Source organism: Providencia rustigianii (assembly GCF_900637755.1).
Taxonomy (GTDB): domain Bacteria; phylum Pseudomonadota; class Gammaproteobacteria; order Enterobacterales; family Enterobacteriaceae; genus Providencia; species Providencia rustigianii.
On record NZ_LR134396.1, the window covers coordinates 3,396,441 to 3,413,378 of the forward strand.

The window sequence follows — 16,938 nt, forward strand, 5'->3', positions numbered from 1 at the left end:
GAGCCCACCCTCTTGCCTGATGGCATTAAAAGATTGGGTGCCACAATGACACCCTCGATTTTATAAACTAATGCTTAGATGATTTAGTCGCGGCATTTTTGCCGTGTTTATCACGCATGACCCACTGACTTAAACAAACCAAGACCAATGACATCAGCAACAAGACTGTCGCCAATGCATTCACTTCAGGGGAAACCCCCACTTTAACCATTGAGTAAATTTTCAATGGTAAGATTTCATAGCTTGGACCCGTCACAAAGGAGGAGACCACCACATCATCCATGGATAACGTGAAACTTAAGAGCCAACCCGCAACAATGGCAGGCAGCGCTAAAGGCAAAATAATTTTACGTAAAATAGTAAATTCACCCGCACCAAGATCCCGTGCTGCTTCCAACATTTTTACATCAAAATCTTTCAATCTGGCGTATACGGTCACCACCACAAACGGCAGACAGAACGTAATATGGGAAAACAGCAGTGACCAAAACCCCAAGGAAACACCGAGGATCATAAACAGCACCAGCAACGATATCGCCATCACGATATCTGGAGACATCATCACCACAAATAACATACCGCCCACAAAAGGTTTCCCTCTAAAACGGTAACGAAATAATGCAACGGCGGTTAATGTGCCGATAACTGTTGCGAATGTCGCCGAAAGCACCGCCATTGTTAAGGAGTGCCCCGCTGCTTCTAATAAACTGTCATTATTACTGAGTAACTCATACCATTTGGTGGAAAAGCCCTGCCATTGAATACCAAAACGCGATTCGTTAAAGGAGTTCACAATCAGAATAATGATTGGAATATAAAGATACGCGTAAATAATGGTCATAAAACCACCACGGAATATGCGACCGATCATTCTTCATACGCCTTTTTATTCAGAAGTTTAGCAGCTCGGTAATACACATACAGCAATAGCCCCATCATCACGGTGAGGAAAATACTGGTTGCCGCCCCGAATGGCCAGTCACGAATATTTAAGAACTGGCTCTTTATTACGTTACCAATGAGAAGATTTTTCGCTCCTCCCATTAGGTCTGCCACATAGAACAGTCCCATAGCGGGTAACAGCACGAGCAGGCAACCTGCAATAATTCCCGGCATCGTCAGTGGAATGATAATTTTCACGAAGGTTTGCAATTTACTGGCACCTAAGTCCCTTGCAGCCTCCAAATAGGATTTATCGAGTTTCTCTATGCTGGAATAGAGCGGCATGACCATGAATGGTAGCAGGATATAAATTAAGCCGAGCACCACCGCTTCAGGGGTGTACATCAATTTAATCGGCTTATCAATAATGCCAATCCACAATAAAAAGTCGTTTAAATACCCTTTGGTACTTAAAAAAACCTTTAACCCATAAATGCGGATCAGGGAGTTTGTCCAAAATGGTACGATCAACAAAAACAGCATTAAAGGTTGGATGCGTTTAGGTAATTTCGCCAAGATATAGGCGAAGGGGTAGCCAATAACCAAACAGAAGAATGTGGCGATCAGCGCCATATTCAACGAATGTAGCATCACTTGGGCATACATCGGATCCGATAAACGGATATAGTTGTCCCAAGTAAAAATCAAATCTACTAGATTGTTATCACTGCGAGTCAGGAAACTGGTGCCAATAATCATGATATTTGGCAGAAATACAAATAGCAGCAACCATGCAACCACGCTGGTGATAATCACATTCTGTAAAATTTTATGCTTACGAATGATCATCCAGAACTACCTCCCAGCTTTCAACCCAAGTCACAGCAACTTTTTGGTTAAGGGAGTGGTCGACATCAGGATCATCTTCATTGAAGAATTCGCTGACCATAATAATTTTGCCATCTTCCATCTCAACCACGGAGTCTAAAGTCATCCCTTTATAGTTACGTTCACGCACATAACCAATAAGCCCAGGATGATTGTCCGCATCATTCACTTCTTCAACACGCAAATCTTCAGGGCGCAATAGCACGTTTAAATGCTGCCCTTCAGTCACAGGAAGATCAGTGAAAATATCACATTCATGGCCTTCAACATTGGCTCGAATGCGTTGTTCATCAATGCGATATAATACTTTTGCATCAAAAATATTAATTTCACCGATAAATTGAGCTACAAACAGGTTTTTAGGCTCTTCATAAATTTCACGAGGCGTCCCATCTTGCTCAATTTTTCCGTCACGCATGACGATAATGCGATCGGACATTGCCAGTGCTTCTTCTTGATCATGGGTGACAAAAATAAACGTGATCCCCAACTTGCGCTGTAAGGCTTTCAGCTCATTTTGCATCTGTTTACGCAGTTTATAATCCAGCGCAGACAAAGATTCATCCAATAACAGGACTTTTGGACGATTCACCACCGCACGTGCAATTGCCACGCGCTGCTGCTGACCACCTGAAAGTTGATTCGGCATACGCTCTGCAAAATCAGCCAATTGCACCATCTGCAAGGCTTGCTCCACCCGTTTTTGAATGTCATCTTTTGGCGTTTTTTGCATACGCAAACCAAACGCTACATTTTCAAATACGGTCATATGTGGAAATAATGCATAGCTTTGGAATACAGTATTCACGAAACGATGTTCCGCAGGAATATCTGTAATATCCTGACCATCAAGAATAATTTGACCATCATCAACATCTTCTAATCCAGCAATGAGACGTAAAACTGTCGTTTTGCCGCAACCAGAAGGCCCAAGAATAGTTAAAAACTCCCCATTCTGGATAGTTAGGTCAAGCTCAGAAATAATTTGTTTGCCATCAAAACCTTTATTTAAAGATTTTAATTCTACGAGTGGTGTGAGAGAGGTTGTCTCAGTCATTTATATTTCACTCTATCCCTAGGAATAATGCAGATAGAACCGCCACCGTTAAAGACTGTTAAGCCCCCAGGATAATTCCCAGCGAAGCCCAAAACCAGTAGCGCCATTTTAGAAAAACATTAAGCTCAGCATGATAAACACTGTTAATGAAAATTGAAAGCCATTTTCAACACTTTGTTAGCCTTTCATTATGAATTTACAACAAATAAACGCGATTTATAATAAAAATAAGTCCCGTAGACCCTTTTATCATGATGACGTGTTAATCTATCAAACTTCATTATAACTCAATCAATAAATAGCAATTAAATAATATTTAATTCAGTGGGTTATGAGATTTTTATTATTTACACTTTGATATTTTACTAAGCAATTATTTAAATCTATTTATACTTCGCGAAATCCACCATGAATTATATCCTAAATGCTAAAACTCAATTAAAGAATAATATCGCTGATAACCGACAATAATACTTTTAGATAAATTCAATGAATAATGACTAATTTAAGGCTTCGTAAATAACATTAATAACAAATGGTTAAACCTAATTTTTGAATTTATTTATGTGATTAACTTCAAGCTTTTCATTGGAATTTTTATATCTTCTTAAACCTTAACCAAAGTCATATTAATTTTCACATCCCTTTGAATATAATGGTTAAATTATTCTTATGAATTTTTGATTATTACGAATATAAATGATTATTCATACCCCTTTAAAGTGGGTTATCCAGAATAAAAAATCTAGAAAGAGATTATTTTTTATATTTTCCGCTAAAATTAAAATGTGAGTGAGTGATATGGCTAATAAAGAGTTTTTCTATCAACAACCTTATCCATTATCTGAGGATAAAACTGAATATTATCAATTAACCGATAAATATGTTTCTGTTGAACAGTTTGCAGGAAAAAACATCCTAAAAATTGAGCCAGAAGCCTTAACCGTGTTAGCCCAACAAGCAGTTTGTGACTCCCAATTCTTTTTAAGAGCGGCTCATCAAAAGCAAGTCGCTGCAATTTTGCATGATCCTGAAGCCAGTGAAAATGACAAATATGTTGCTCTACAGTTGCTACGTAACGCTGAGATTTCCGCAAAAGGAGTTTTACCAAACTGCCAAGATACGGGAACCACTACCATTGTGGCGAAAAAAGGTCAGCAGGTATGGACTGACTGCAATGATGAAGAGATGCTATCTCGCGGTATCTATAACGCATTCCAACAAGAAAACCTGCGTTTCTCGCAAAATGCCGCTTTAGATATGTATACCGAAGTGAATACAGGAACAAACTTACCGGCACAAATCGATATTTTTGCCACTGAGGGCGATGAATATCATTTCTTACTGGTCAATAAAGGTGCAGGTTCAGCCAATAAATCGGCACTATTTCAAGAAACTAAAACCATTTTAGAGCCTGCTCGATTGAAAGCCTTTTTAATCGAAAAAATGAAAAATCTAGGCACGACAGCTTGCCCGCCATACCATATTGCCTTTGTCATCGGTGGAACCTCGGCAGAAGCAACACTCAAAGCCACCAAACTGGCATCCACTAAGTATTATGATAATTTGCCGACTCACGGTAATGAATACGGTCAAGCCTTCCGCGATATCGAACTGGAAAATGAGTTACTCGAAGCAACTCGTCATTTTGGTTTTGGTGCTCAATTTGGTGGCAAATATTTTGCTCACGATGTACGTGTCATTCGCTTACCTCGCCATGGTGGCTCTTGCCCTATTGGGCTGGCAATCTCCTGTTCTTCAGACCGCAATATCAAAGCAAAAATTAACCAAGATGGGATTTGGATTGAGAAAATGGAACACAATCCAGCCCAATATATCCCAGAGTCAATGCGCCATAGTACCGAAGGGACTGTCGTCCATATCGATTTAAATCGTCCAATGAAAGACATTCTGGCTGAATTAAGTAAGCACCCAGTTTCTACGCGTGTTTCTCTCAGTGGTCCCCTGATTATTGGTCGCGATATTGCTCACGCAAAATGGAAAGAACGTTTAGATAATGGCGAAGAGTTACCGCAATATTTTAAAGATCATATGGTCTATTACGCGGGTCCTGCCAAAAAACCCGAAGAGATGGTTTCAGGTTCATTAGGTCCAACAACTGGTAACCGTATGGATCCTTATGTGGATCTGTTCCAATCTCACGGCGGCAGTATGCTGATGTTAGCAAAAGGAAATCGTACTCAAGCCGTAACAGATTCCTGTAAAAAACACGGAGGCTTTTATTTAGGTAGTATCGGCGGTTCCGCGGCTATTTTGGCACAAGAATTTGTGAAAAGTTTAAACTGCTTAGAGTATCCAGAATTAGGTATGGAAGCAGTATGGAAAATGGAAGTGGAAGGATTACCCGCCTTTATTCTTGTTGATGACAAAGGCAATAACTTCTTTGATATTGTCCAGAAAGAAGCCTGTAATAAATGCGTTAAGTAGTTATCTGATACGGTAAATTGCTTTATATCATCGCCTACTTTGTTCACATCAAAGTAGGCAATTTCTGTAATATAAATTTTTATATTCAAATAGCTTTAGCCGGTAATTGGTGAGTAACACAATGTATACCGCCACCACCTGCGGCTATTGCATCAATATTAAGCATAACAATATCTCGGTCTGGGTATAATTCCTCGAGTAACTGTTTTGCATCATGATCAGCCTGTGTATCGCCAAATTCAGGGGCAATAACGGCGCCATTAATCACAAAGTAATTAATGTAACCTGCCGCAAAATCAGGGTTATGTTGATTGAAACGCGTTTGGCGCGGCTCACTCGGTGGCGACATGGTATACACCTTTAATTTCCGCCCATCAGCATCAGTAGCGTTTTCTAAAATAGCCAAGTTTTCCCGTGTGACATCGTAATCAAAAGAGTCTGGGTCGTTATCCAAATTCATCACAACAACCCCAGGCTTCACAAAACGCGCGTAAAAATCAATATGCGCATCCGTAATATCTTCTCCTTTAATGCCCGGTAACCAAATAATTTTACGCAATCCCAAGGCTTTTTTTAGCTCTTCCTCTATTTGATCTCTGGTTAAATTAGGGTTGCGATTATCATTTACCCAACTACTTTCGGTCATCATCCCAGTACCATGACCATCAACCTCAATACCGCCTCCCTCACCCGTTAAGCTGCTGGTGAATGGGCTGCTCACACCAAAATTTTGTGCTTGGAATTTTGCCAGTTGGGCATCTTTATGGTGTTGCTGCTTATTGCCCCAACCATTGAAATTAAAATCAACGGCGCCGAATTCTCCTGTCGAATTAACCACAAAGTTGGCACCAATATCACGCATCCAAATATCATCAAGTTCTGTCGTAATGAAACGCGTGTTATGGCTTCCACACATTTCCTCCGCTAACTGGCGCTCATCTTTTCGACAAAAAATCACAACCGGCTGATAGTTAGCAATCGCTCTGGCAATATTGCCTAACGCCATTTGAACGCCAGCCGTCATATTTCCCCAAATCGCTTTTTGGGCGCCAAAAGCAATAAAAGCACACTGCTGTAATTCACCTTCATCTGGCATCATTCCGGTTTTTTCACTCCACGTTTTTCCTATTGCAATCGGTGACACGCCAAGGGATATCCCAATACCTAGGGCACTAATAACAGAGGCTTGCCGGATAAATTGACGACGAGTTGCCATGATGAATTCCTTAACGCTTATTAAGATAAGCAATATTATTCAGTTAGTTTTGATGGGAATATATTAACCGCCTTGATAGACAGAAAACTAACGATATAATTAGCGGACTACTGATTAGATGAGCTTATCAAGCATGCTGAAATATTGGCCACCATTAAATGCATTACGCGGGTTTGAGGCAGCTGCTCGTTTAGGGAGTTTCCATAAAGCAGCAGCGGAATTACATGTCACCCAATCAGCAATTAGCCAACAAATCCGTAGTTTAGAAAGCCATCTCGAACAACCTTTGTTTATTCGACAGGGGCGCAGTGTCACTCTTACGGATGCCGGACAGGATTTTTACAGTAGTACACAAGATACATTGAAACAATTAGCGGTAGGCATCCGCCGATTGGAGCAATATCGAAAATCAAACCAATTAATCGTGAACACAACACCGGCTTTTGCTCGTCATTGGCTATTACCTCGTTTAGGGCAATTTCATCAACAATATCCCGATATTGATATTTGGTTATTCACCACCTATGACGTGCCGGATATGGAAACGGAAACCATTGATATTGCCATCCGTGATGATCTCACGAGACAAAATGAATGTGTGTTTGAGGTGCTTTATCAAGATACTCTTTACCCCGCATGTCATCCTAACCTCATAAACACTGAGTCGCGTTTAACATTACACGGTGAACGGGAAATGGATTGGAGCAACTGGGTAATTGGTGGTGGGGAATCGGTTGGTCAGTCCTCAAAAGGGCTCAATTTTTCTGATCCAAGTTTACTCTTAGATGCAGTTTGCCAAGGTTTGGGGATCGGATTAGTTAGCCAATTACTTGCCGAACATGCTCGAAGCACAGGGCAATTATCCCCACTCACTGAGCAGCGCGTTGCGGGTGCTAAGTGGACATGGCTAATTCATAAAGACAGTGAAAACAGCCTGCTAACACAATATTTTTGCCAATGGCTAGTTGCCGAATTGGCAAAATGTTCTGCACAAAGCTAGAAAAACCTTGAGCCTTTTGCATATCACGCTCAAGGTTTTTAATACTTATTTATCAACCACCACGTTTTTATTCACGACGGTTTCTTCCCCATTCCCAACCATCAGGGCAAATTTACTGATCGGGTCGGTGCTATAAGCATACAAACGTTTTAATGCAAAAGGATTATCCCCAAGGCGAACTTTACCTTGAATTGTCGTCACCGCGAGATGCAAGCCTGCCTCTTTTCCTGCCTGAATTGCCGTTTGATTATAAGCGCCAAATGGATAAGCAAGAGCTCGTTGATTTGGTTCAAACTTAGCTAACTCTTTCATTGAACGTTTAAAATCCAACATTATCGTATGCTCTTTACGGCTAAAAATAATCGGGTTATTGCGATTATCTAAGCGATGCAAAAAGTGGGTATGCGATTGGATATTAAAAACATCTTGGCTATCTTTGATCTCCTGCTTGCACATAAATTGCAGGGAATCTGGGTTCCATTGTTGCGGTTTCGTTTTGACTCTTGAAGAGATCACAAATAACGTCGCTTGCTGCTGATTATTTCTTAATATTGGCAATGCATAACGGTAAACCGACTTCAACCCATCATCAAAGGTCAATGCGACGGCTTTACCCGGCAAATTCGCTTTTTTCTCCAAATAACCTTCAACATCATCTAAAGAAATAGTCTGGTATCCCTGCTCTTTCAGATAATCCATTTGTTCACGGAAAGCGGCCACAGATGTCGTCGTTGAAGTATGGCGGAAGTTTTTATTCTCGCTGTCTTCAAGAATATGATGATAGGTTAGAATTGGAATGCCTTTATCAATTGAGACATCATCTAAGCGAATATAGCCCAAGCGATCCCCTAATCGAATGGTTAGCCACGCAGTTTTTTCCCCATCATTATCGGTATTAATCATCCGTGCCAATACAGGGTAACGTAGGTCTTCCCATAAAGAAGCTATTTGAGGACTATTCTCTTTCATTCCCGCATACACAGGGGTTTTCTGTGTTGTGATGAGGTAATCATAAACTGGGTTTTGAAGATCATTTAATCGGTCATCACTAGGTAGATTACGGGGTTTTTTATTAGAAAGTTGAGCTGTTTTTATGTAAGCGTAATCATTACCAAACTGCAATGCATTGTAGCTCCCATTGGGATTATAGGCATAAAAGCCGTGGTCTGGATTTAGCTCTCCAACGACGCGCATTTTGCCAGCAATAGGGGCGAAGATAACCTCAGGTTGTTTTGTCTGAATCAATTTAGGCGGTAGGTCAACGACCTCCCAATTATCAATATTAATCGCTTTTGAGCCAATGATGACAACATTGTTATCATTGGTATCTTCCGCGTAAGAAATAGAAAGCGGACCTAATAATAGGAAAAAAAATAGCGTTAGTAATCGATTAGACATTGCCTTTCTACTCTGGGTTAGCAAATATGCTCGCCAAGTTTAAACCGACTTTCTATTTAACCCTATACCCTGTTAAAAATATTTTTATACGAAAAAACCACAAAAATAAATTTCGTGGTTTTGAATATAAACAAATAAGAAAAACTCTTTCAAACAAATGAAAACAATTTAATAATTCATTAACAATAAAAGATAATTAACTCAAAATTGTTTAGTCATAAAACAAATGAGATTTATTTTTGTCCGTAATAGGCATTTTTTCCATGCTTACGTAAATAATGTTTATCCAACAACTCTTGTTGCATATCCCCTATTTTAGGCGTCAGTTGACGAGTAAATAAGTTCATGTAGGCAATTTCTTCCAATACCACCGCATTGTGTACTGCATTATCAGCATCTTTACCCCAAGCAAAAGGTCCATGGCTATGAACCAGTACCGCTGGAATATCCTTTGCAGAAATTCCTAATTGCTTAAATGTTTCAATAATCACATTGCCAGTTTCTCTTTCATATTCACCCGCAATTTCACTTTCTGTCATTTGACGGGTGCAAGGGATCTCACCATAAAAGTAATCAGCATGGGTAGTGCCTAATGCACTAAGAGGTAAACCCGCTTGCGCCCAAATAGTGGCATGCCGTGAATGAGTGTGAACAATTCCACCGATCTCAGGAAATGCTTGGTATAACGCTAAGTGCGTATCAGTATCAGAAGACGGTTTATATTTACCTTCAATAACTTCACCAGTGGTCAATGAAACCACAACCATATCTTCCGCTTGCATGGTTTCATAATCCACGCCAGAAGGTTTGATCACCATCAGCCCTGCATCACGGTCAACCCCACTGACATTCCCCCAAGTAAACGTCACGAGGTTATGTTTGGGTAATTCCAAATTCGCGTTGAATACTTGCTGTTTTAATTTTTCCAGCATCGTTACCTCCCCAGGTGCGAATGTTTAATATCAATATCAAACAGATGGGAATTTTATATTCTCTTTTCTGTCGATAAATAATTTCTGCGTTGGTATTAAGGTAAACAGATTTGGATAATTTAAAAAGCTTGCATCTTTACATTTAATTAACAAACAGCCCAATATCAGCCACATTCGGTCATAATCGGGCTTAAACGGAAATAAATTCCCCACAAAGCAATGCCCGAATTTGAGCTTTTATTTTTATCGCCATGCCAAAATAAGGCTGTAAATCACTCAATTCAGTAATTCAGATCACATTATTAATGCAATTGAATTTATTTATTTCATTTATTTAGTGATCAGGTTAACTATAAAATTCTTTATTTATTTCTGACTGGGATTACATGAGTCGAATCACGACAAATAAAAATCAACACAGGCACAATGCATACCATGGAAAGAATAGGAGTTTTGAGATGCTACAAGCTGAACGCCATAAAATAATTTGTTCTCATGTTTCTCAGCATGGATCGGCGTTAGTGCGTGATTTAGCTCAATTATGTCAAGTTTCACAAGAGACTATTCGCCGAGATTTAACCACCCTTGAGCGAAAAAATAGAATTATTCGTAGCTTTGGTGGCGCAGTTTCAATTGAACAGGACGAAAGTCCAGTACTGAATGGGTTACCATCTTCAGTCAAACTCGGTCAAATGGTCGATGGTGCGGAGTCTTTCCGTAAAAGAACGGAAGAACACCCCGAGGCCAAAATGAAAATCGCTAAAGCCGCACTGAAGTTTATTCAACCTGGTGATTGCATCATGATGGATAACAGCAGTACTTGTTGGTTTTTAGCCCGACAAATACCGGATATTGATATCACGGTGGTCACTAACTCAGTAAAGATAATTCAAGCTCTCGCTTGCCGTGATCGTGTCAGAGTAATTGGTATTGGCGGAGAGTATTCGGAGCGCCACGACGATTTTCATGGCCCGATTTCAGAAAGTATTATTCGTAGCTTTCAAATCAAAACCTTATTTTTATCGTGCCAAGGATTTAATATCGAAAATGGTATTCGCGATGGTAGCGAAATAAACTCCAAGCTCAAAAATATTATGGTTCAGGTATCTGAAAACCGCGTGCTATTGGCTGACAATAGTAAATTAGATAAATATGCGTTTAGTCAAGTTTGTACCTTAAATGATATTAATGTATTAATCACCAATAAGCTTAATGATAAGAGATTTAATCAGCGATTCCCTAATTTAAATATTATTGAATGTGATAAATAATATTTATATAACTAAAAGTATTATTTTTAATTAACGTATTAAAACCCTATAAATTAATTGATGTTAAAACTGAAATATTAATAAGAATGACACCAGGCACTACAACATTTATTAATTAATTTAAAGATTAATCGATGTTGTTTATATAAATCCGATTAGACATAACATTAACCCTATGTTGATGGCGTGCTCTTATTTACGTTCATCATCTCGAAGGAATATAACTATGAATATGAAAAAGTTAGTTTTACCTTGCTTAATGGGCGCAGCACTGTTTTCCAATATTGCCATGGCTGAATCACAAAAAGCACAAAAGCCATTTACCATGGGCGTTGTAGTAAAAGTCGGTGGTATTCCTTGGTTTAATGTTATGGAGCAAGGGATCACAGAAGAAGGTCAAAAATTAGGTGTGAACGCATTTCAAGTCGGACCAACCACCGCGGATCCCGCTGAGCAAGTCCGTGCTATTGAAGATTTAATTGCCAAGAAAGTGGATGTTATCGGTGTCGTGCCTAATGATGCCAAAGTCCTTGAACCTGTCCTGAAGCGCGCACAAGAAGCGGGCATCAAAGTGATTACTCACGAATCGCCAAATCAGAAAAATGCAGATTGGGATTTTGAATTGCTCGATACCCAAAGCATGGGTGCCAACCATATGAAAGATATGGCGGCGTGCATGGGCGAAGAAGGTAAATATGCCATGTTTGTGGGCAGCCTGACAGTACCATTAGTTAATGAATGGGCCGATGCCGCAATTGCTTATCAAAAAGCTCACTATCCAAAAATGCAGATGGTTGATGACCGCTTTGGCGTTGCCGAGTCCGTTGATGATTCAATGCGCACCGCGAATGACCTGCTATCAAAACATAAAGACTTAAAAGGCATTATGTCATTTGGTTCTCAAGGTCCAATCGGTGCTGGTCGTGCTATCGATAAACGCCGTAAAAATGCTGAAACCTGTGTATTTGGTACATTCACTCCGGGTCAAGGTATCAAATTACTAGAAAAAGGCGCCATTGATGGTGGCTACATCTCTAACCCGAAAGTCGCAGGTCAGGTCTTTGTTCAAGTGGCTACCGCAATGATGAATGGACAAGAAATCAAAGACGGCGTGTCTATCGGTGATATGGGTGAAATTAAAGTCAGTGGCAACACGATTCTGAGCGACAAGCCGGTGAACTTAAATATCGAAAATACCAAAAAATTGGTGGAAGTCGGTCTGTAATCCAACGCAGTAAATAATAAAAAATACGCTAACAATTTTATTTTTGTTTAACGTAATTTGAGTTACCGCGAGCAGTCAATATGCCAATCCCTAGAAGCGTACCTTGTGCGTAACTAGGGGTTAGCAAGTAAAAATAATAATGCGGCAGCTCAATTCATGATGAAAAAGTCAACACCAGGACTCCACTATGACAGCCGAAAAATCAACCCCACTTATTACACTTCGGGATCTTTCCAAAAGCTTTGGCGGCCATCGTGCATTACGCAATATCGATTTAACTCTGAACAAAGGTGAAGTTCACTGTTTGGCTGGCACCAATGGCTGCGGAAAAAGTACCTTAATCAAAACCATCAGTGGTGTTTATGCGCCTGATGAAGGTAGCGAAATTGAAATCGATGGAAAACGCTATTCTCGGCTAACCCCGGATAAAGCCCGTGATCTTGGGGTGCAAGTTATCTACCAAGATTTATCGCTATTTCCTAACCTAACCGTTGCCGAAAATATTGCCTTTGAACTCAATTTAAACGGCTATTTTGGTTGGTTCAATCGTGGAAAACTGCGGGAAAAAGCGTTACAGATCCTTGATGAGTTATCTTTCACTATCGACCCAGATACCCCTGTTCAGTTCCTACCTATCGCTCAACGCCAACAAGTGGCTATCTGCCGCGCTCTGGTTGCCGATGCACGCCTTGTCATTATGGATGAACCAACTGCATCCCTGACTCGCACCGAAGTAAACCAATTACTCTCGACAGTGAATTACTTAAAAGACAAAGGTATTACCGTCGTTTTCGTCAGCCATCGACTGGAAGAAGTCAAAGAAATTTCAGATCGTATTACCGTGATCCGCGATGGGCAAAAAATTGGAACATGGCCCGCTGAAGGGCTAACAACCCGAAAAATTACTGAACTGATGACGGGCTTAGATATTGTTCATGAACGTAAAGTACCGAATAACGCAGAAGAAACCCATACCGTATTAGAGCTAAAAAATCTAAGCCGTGCAGGACAATATCAGAATATTTCTTTGTCCCTAAAACGTGGTGAAGTGCTCGGTTTGTGCGGATTGCTCGGCTCAGGGCGAACTGAACTCGCGCTATCATTGTTTGGTATCACTCGCCCAGATAGCGGCGAAATGATTGTTGAAGATAAACCAATCATATTCAAAAACAATGCCCAAGCCATCAAACACGGCATTGGCTACGTGTCAGAAGATCGCCTGACTCTCGGCGCAATTTTGCAACAATCTATCGCTGATAACATGGTGCTGTCGATTTTAGATCGTTTAAAAACCCCTCTGCATTTAATTGATGAGCAAAAATGCCAACAAATTGTGCAGGAGTGGATCGCCGATTTAGACATTAAAGTCACCGACCCCAATAATCCGCTATCCACCTTATCCGGCGGTAATCAGCAAAAAGTGGTGCTGGCTAAATGGATCCTGACTCGCCCCAAAGTGCTGATCCTCGATGCCCCAACCGTGGGGGTAGATATCGGCGCAAAGGACAGTATTTATAAGCTGATCCATCGACTGTCTGGTGTCGGGATCTCAATCCTGCTGATCACCGATGAAGCCTCCGAAGCTTTTTACAACTGCGATCGAATTTTACATATGAAGCAAGGATCTATCGTCAAAGAAATTGTGACAGATTCCATGACGGAGCAACAATTGGAGGAAATCATCAATGGCTAATTGGCAAAAACTACGTCCACAGTCTGTTGAAGGCTGGCTGACTTGGGTGATCCTCATTATGGTGGCATTTTTCACCTTGATGAGCCCGCAATTCTTAACCATCCAAAATTTGCTCGATCTCAGTGAAAGCTATGCCGTGACAGGAATTTTTGCTCTGGGGTTATTCGTGGTGCTGGTCACTGGCGGGATTGATATCTCGTTCGCTGCGGTTGCCTCCGTTGTGCAATACGTTATCGCCACCTTTTTGCTACAAGGTCTTCTCGAAAGCCCCACGCTCAGCATTATGCTCGCCATTATCATTGGTATTGCCTTTGGTTTGATTAATGCGATTTTGATTTACTCCCTCAATGTGGTGTCGATCATTATCACCATCAGCATGCAATCTTTGCTATTCGGTATGTTGATGTGGCTGACTAATGGCCACAGTATCTACGATCTCCCTGACTGGTGGGTCGATCCAGTCACCATCCTGCCTTTTGAAGTCGATGGCGAATACTATCAAATTGGCTTACCACTTATCGTTATGCTGGGTATCGCTTTTCTAACGTGGGTTCTGATGAATAAAACCCATATTGGACGCCAACTGTATGCGGTCGGCGGTAGCCAAGAATCGGCATCCCGAATTGGTATTCGTGTCTCTGTCATTTACCTGTTCGCTTATGGTTACCTCGGTGCCATGGCGGCGATCGGCGGAATGTTACAAACCTATCGAATGAGTGAAGTTGTTCCCAGTGCCTTAGTTGGGGGTGAGCTAGATGTTTTAGCCGCTGCCGTCCTTGGTGGCGCCAGCTTATCGGGCGGTCGCGGTAGTGTCATCGGCACATTAATGGGGGTTTTCCTGATCGGTATTTTGAAAAATGGTCTGAACCTCATCGGTGTCTCGAACTACTTCGTCAATATCGTTATCGGTATGGTTATCCTCATTGCAATTTGTATCACTCACTACAAAAAACGCAAAGAGACGGACGTAGGTTTTGTTTAACAGGAATATCACCATGAAAAAACAAGATTTTTTTAAAATTGATGGCTCTGTTATCGGACTGCTTTCAATCTTTTTCGCCGCGATTGCCGCATTCAGTATCGCCATGCCGGGGCATTTTTTTACTCAAAATACCTTTTTGAGTATTACCTTCCAGCTACCAGAACTTGGCTTATTAACCTTTGCTATGTTTGTTCCTATGCTTAGCGGTGGATTAAACCTTGCCATTATTAGTACGGCAAACCTGACTGGGCTATTTATGGCTTGGGTCTTCATCAACTATTTACCCGTGGACGCCAGTACGGCTACACAGTTGATGTGGCTAGGCTTTGCTCTGATTGGCGCTACCGTCATTGCGGTGATTATTGGTTGCTTAACAGGGTTAATGATCTCCCATATTGGGGCTCACCCGATCTTAGTAACATTAGGCACCATGACTATCATCAGCGGTATCGGTGTTTATCTCACCAAAGGGGCTGCTCTCAGTGGAATGCCGCCTGTCGTTAGAGCGATTGGTTCCGATACATTCTTGGGCATGCCAATTGCCATGATTATTTTCATTGTCACCGCCATTTTGTTAGCCCTGTTTTTAGGCCGCACACGTCTAGGTAAAAATATCTATATGAGTGGCAGCAACATTAACGCCACTTGGTTTAGTGGTGTGCGTACCGACCGCGTGATGATAGCCATCTATACCATTTCAAGTTTGCTGTGTGTCTTAGCAGGATTAATCATGATGGCGCGCTTTAACTCAGCACGTATGGGCTACGGCGATTCTTATTTACTGCTCACTATTCTGGCGATTGTGCTCGGCGGCACCAACCCATTCGGTGGTGTCGGTAAAGTGAGCCGCGTGTTCTGCGCGCTTCTGGTACTGCAAGTGATTGCTACTGGCTTAAGTCTGCTGGGCGTTAGTCTGCACTTCAATCTGGCGGTTTGGGGTATCACATTAATCCTTGCCCTAGCCTTTAAATTCTTCAAAGAGAAATGGAGCGCTAAACGTGCGATGAACCGCAATCAGCGTCTCAATAAAGCTTCCGCACAAAATTAATTAACAGGGGAAATAAAGATGAATACTTCACGCAAGAACCCAATCGGTATCTACGAAAAAGCCCTGCCTAAACAAAGTAGCTGGCTAGAAAAATTAGCCATTGCGAAAGCTGCTGGATTTGATTTTGTTGAGATGTCTGTGGATGAAACTGATGAACGTCTCGCTCGCTTAGATTGGACGATGGAACAACGCCTCGAAATCGTTGCCGCTATTCAGAAAACTGGCGTGCGTATTCCTACAATGTGTTTATCAGGGCACCGCCGTTTTCCGTTTGGCAGCCATGATGAACAGACCCGTCAAATGGCTCGTGAATTAATGCTCAAAGCCATTAAATTGGCACAAGATTTAGGGATTAGAACTATTCAGTTGGCGGGCTATGACGTCTATTATGAAGAACAAGATGCTCAAACTATCGCCCGCTTTGAAGAGGGCATGAAATGGATTTCTGAGATTGCTGCTGCATCCCAAGTGATGTGCGCGGTTGAAATCATGGATACGCCATTTATGAATTCGATCACTAAATGGCAAGCTCTCGCCGATAAAATTCGCTCTCCGTGGTTCCAAGTGTATCCCGATGTCGGCAATTTAACTGCATGGGGCAATGATGTTGAAAACGAGCTGACCAAAGGCATCGAAAACATTGTCGCTATACACCTCAAAGACACTTACGCCGTGACTGAAACCTGTAAAGGTCAGTTCCGTGATGTCCCATTCGGGGAAGGATGTGTAGATTTTGTCGAGTTATTCAAACTTCTTAAACGGTTAAATTATCGCGGTACGTTCTTAATTGAAATGTGGACCGAAAAAGCCGATGAGCCCCTCGTAGAAATTATCAATGCACGCCATTGGATTGAAGATAAGATGCGACAAGCAGGCTGGAATAACGCATAAGGAGCAA

14 protein-coding genes are annotated in these 16,938 nt (G+C 41.3%); 8 read left to right on the top strand and 6 right to left on the bottom strand.

All coding sequences use genetic code 11. From position 1 onward, the window contains the following. Positions 1 to 67: 67 nt before the first annotated feature. The 3 genes from potC to potA are packed head-to-tail and all read right to left on the bottom strand — an operon-like array spanning position 68 to position 2,827. Complete coding sequence (gene potC / locus EL244_RS15680) at positions 68 to 871, bottom strand: spermidine/putrescine ABC transporter permease PotC (protein WP_126462166.1); 804 nt, start codon at positions 869 to 871, stop codon at positions 68 to 70. Then, complete coding sequence (gene potB, locus EL244_RS15685; protein ID WP_006814385.1) at positions 868 to 1,731, bottom strand: spermidine/putrescine ABC transporter permease PotB; 864 nt, start codon at positions 1,729 to 1,731, stop codon at positions 868 to 870. Before potB ends, potC begins: the two co-directional genes overlap by 4 nt. Beyond that, positions 1,718 to 2,827, bottom strand: a complete 1,110-nt coding sequence (potA, locus tag EL244_RS15690; RefSeq protein ID WP_126462169.1) for a spermidine/putrescine ABC transporter ATP-binding protein PotA — start codon at positions 2,825 to 2,827, stop codon at positions 1,718 to 1,720. The genes potB and potA overlap by 14 nt, the downstream gene beginning before the upstream one ends. 801 nt (positions 2,828 to 3,628) lie before the next feature. On the opposite strand from potA, the gene EL244_RS15695 reads away from it, so the two are divergent. After that, positions 3,629 to 5,275: a fumarate hydratase gene (locus EL244_RS15695; RefSeq protein ID WP_126462172.1), complete on the top strand. Its 1,647-nt coding sequence runs from the start codon at positions 3,629 to 3,631 to the stop codon at positions 5,273 to 5,275. 85 nt (positions 5,276 to 5,360) lie between these two features. On the opposite strand, the gene EL244_RS15700 is transcribed toward EL244_RS15695, so the two are convergent. Next, a complete protein-coding gene (locus tag EL244_RS15700; protein WP_126462175.1) occupies positions 5,361 to 6,491 on the bottom strand; it encodes an agmatine deiminase family protein in 1,131 nt (376 codons plus the stop codon). A 133-nt stretch (positions 6,492 to 6,624) separates the two neighbouring features. Here EL244_RS15700 and EL244_RS15705 point away from each other — a divergent pair, with 133 nt between their 5' ends. Beyond that, a complete protein-coding gene (locus EL244_RS15705; RefSeq protein WP_126462891.1) occupies positions 6,625 to 7,491 on the top strand; it encodes a LysR family transcriptional regulator in 867 nt (288 codons plus the stop codon). A 45-nt stretch (positions 7,492 to 7,536) separates the two neighbouring features. Here EL244_RS15705 and EL244_RS15710 read toward each other — a convergent pair whose 3' ends face one another. Together EL244_RS15710 and araD are read right to left on the bottom strand one after the other, a co-directional pair. Next, a complete protein-coding gene (locus tag EL244_RS15710; RefSeq protein WP_126462178.1) occupies positions 7,537 to 8,889 on the bottom strand; it encodes a polysaccharide deacetylase family protein in 1,353 nt (450 codons plus the stop codon). A 233-nt stretch (positions 8,890 to 9,122) separates the two neighbouring features. Next, positions 9,123 to 9,821 carry an L-ribulose-5-phosphate 4-epimerase gene (gene araD, locus EL244_RS15715; RefSeq protein ID WP_006814390.1) on the bottom strand — a complete coding sequence of 233 codons (699 nt, stop codon included), beginning with the start codon at positions 9,819 to 9,821 and terminating at the stop codon, positions 9,123 to 9,125. 458 nt (positions 9,822 to 10,279) lie between these two features. Between araD and EL244_RS15720 the strand changes: the two genes are divergently transcribed. From EL244_RS15720 to EL244_RS15745, 6 genes are all read left to right on the top strand, one after another. Then, on the top strand, positions 10,280 to 11,092 hold the full coding sequence (locus EL244_RS15720; RefSeq protein WP_039854815.1) for a DeoR/GlpR family DNA-binding transcription regulator: 813 nt from the start codon (positions 10,280 to 10,282) through the stop codon (positions 11,090 to 11,092). Positions 11,093 to 11,324: 232 nt separating this feature from the next. Continuing rightward, complete coding sequence (locus EL244_RS15725; protein ID WP_039854971.1) at positions 11,325 to 12,317, top strand: substrate-binding domain-containing protein; 993 nt, start codon at positions 11,325 to 11,327, stop codon at positions 12,315 to 12,317. Between the two features lie 187 nt (positions 12,318 to 12,504). Beyond that, positions 12,505 to 14,010, top strand: a complete 1,506-nt coding sequence (locus EL244_RS15730) for a sugar ABC transporter ATP-binding protein (protein ID WP_006814393.1) — start codon at positions 12,505 to 12,507, stop codon at positions 14,008 to 14,010. Further along, positions 14,003 to 14,992 (top strand): ABC transporter permease, encoded by a 990-nt coding sequence (locus EL244_RS15735; protein WP_006814394.1) that lies wholly within the window; start codon positions 14,003 to 14,005, stop codon positions 14,990 to 14,992. Before EL244_RS15730 ends, EL244_RS15735 begins: the two co-directional genes overlap by 8 nt. Positions 14,993 to 15,005: 13 nt before the next feature. Then, complete coding sequence (locus tag EL244_RS15740) at positions 15,006 to 16,040, top strand: ABC transporter permease (protein ID WP_006814395.1); 1,035 nt, start codon at positions 15,006 to 15,008, stop codon at positions 16,038 to 16,040. A gap of 18 nt (positions 16,041 to 16,058) precedes the next feature. Then, on the top strand, positions 16,059 to 16,931 hold the full coding sequence (locus EL244_RS15745; RefSeq protein ID WP_126462179.1) for an L-ribulose-5-phosphate 3-epimerase: 873 nt from the start codon (positions 16,059 to 16,061) through the stop codon (positions 16,929 to 16,931). The last annotated feature ends 7 nt before the right edge of the window (positions 16,932 to 16,938 follow it).

Excerpts from the sequence above, each read along its gene's own strand:
- potC (WP_126462166.1), bottom strand. The coding sequence starts at position 871 with ATGATCGGTCGCATATTCCGTGGTGGTTTTATGACCATTATTTACGCG.
- potB (WP_006814385.1), bottom strand. The coding sequence starts at position 1,731 with ATGATCATTCGTAAGCATAAAATTTTACAGAATGTGATTATCACCAGC.
- potA (WP_126462169.1), bottom strand. The coding sequence starts at position 2,827 with ATGACTGAGACAACCTCTCTCACACCACTCGTAGAATTAAAATCTTTA.
- EL244_RS15695 (WP_126462172.1), top strand. The coding sequence starts at position 3,629 with ATGGCTAATAAAGAGTTTTTCTATCAACAACCTTATCCATTATCTGAG.
- EL244_RS15700 (WP_126462175.1), bottom strand. The coding sequence starts at position 6,491 with ATGGCAACTCGTCGTCAATTTATCCGGCAAGCCTCTGTTATTAGTGCC.
- EL244_RS15705 (WP_126462891.1), top strand. The coding sequence starts at position 6,625 with ATGCTGAAATATTGGCCACCATTAAATGCATTACGCGGGTTTGAGGCA.
- EL244_RS15710 (WP_126462178.1), bottom strand. The coding sequence starts at position 8,889 with ATGTCTAATCGATTACTAACGCTATTTTTTTTCCTATTATTAGGTCCG.
- araD (WP_006814390.1), bottom strand. The coding sequence starts at position 9,821 with ATGCTGGAAAAATTAAAACAGCAAGTATTCAACGCGAATTTGGAATTA.
- EL244_RS15720 (WP_039854815.1), top strand. The coding sequence starts at position 10,280 with ATGCTACAAGCTGAACGCCATAAAATAATTTGTTCTCATGTTTCTCAG.
- EL244_RS15725 (WP_039854971.1), top strand. The coding sequence starts at position 11,325 with ATGAAAAAGTTAGTTTTACCTTGCTTAATGGGCGCAGCACTGTTTTCC.
- EL244_RS15730 (WP_006814393.1), top strand. The coding sequence starts at position 12,505 with ATGACAGCCGAAAAATCAACCCCACTTATTACACTTCGGGATCTTTCC.
- EL244_RS15735 (WP_006814394.1), top strand. The coding sequence starts at position 14,003 with ATGGCTAATTGGCAAAAACTACGTCCACAGTCTGTTGAAGGCTGGCTG.
- EL244_RS15740 (WP_006814395.1), top strand. The coding sequence starts at position 15,006 with ATGAAAAAACAAGATTTTTTTAAAATTGATGGCTCTGTTATCGGACTG.
- EL244_RS15745 (WP_126462179.1), top strand. The coding sequence starts at position 16,059 with ATGAATACTTCACGCAAGAACCCAATCGGTATCTACGAAAAAGCCCTG.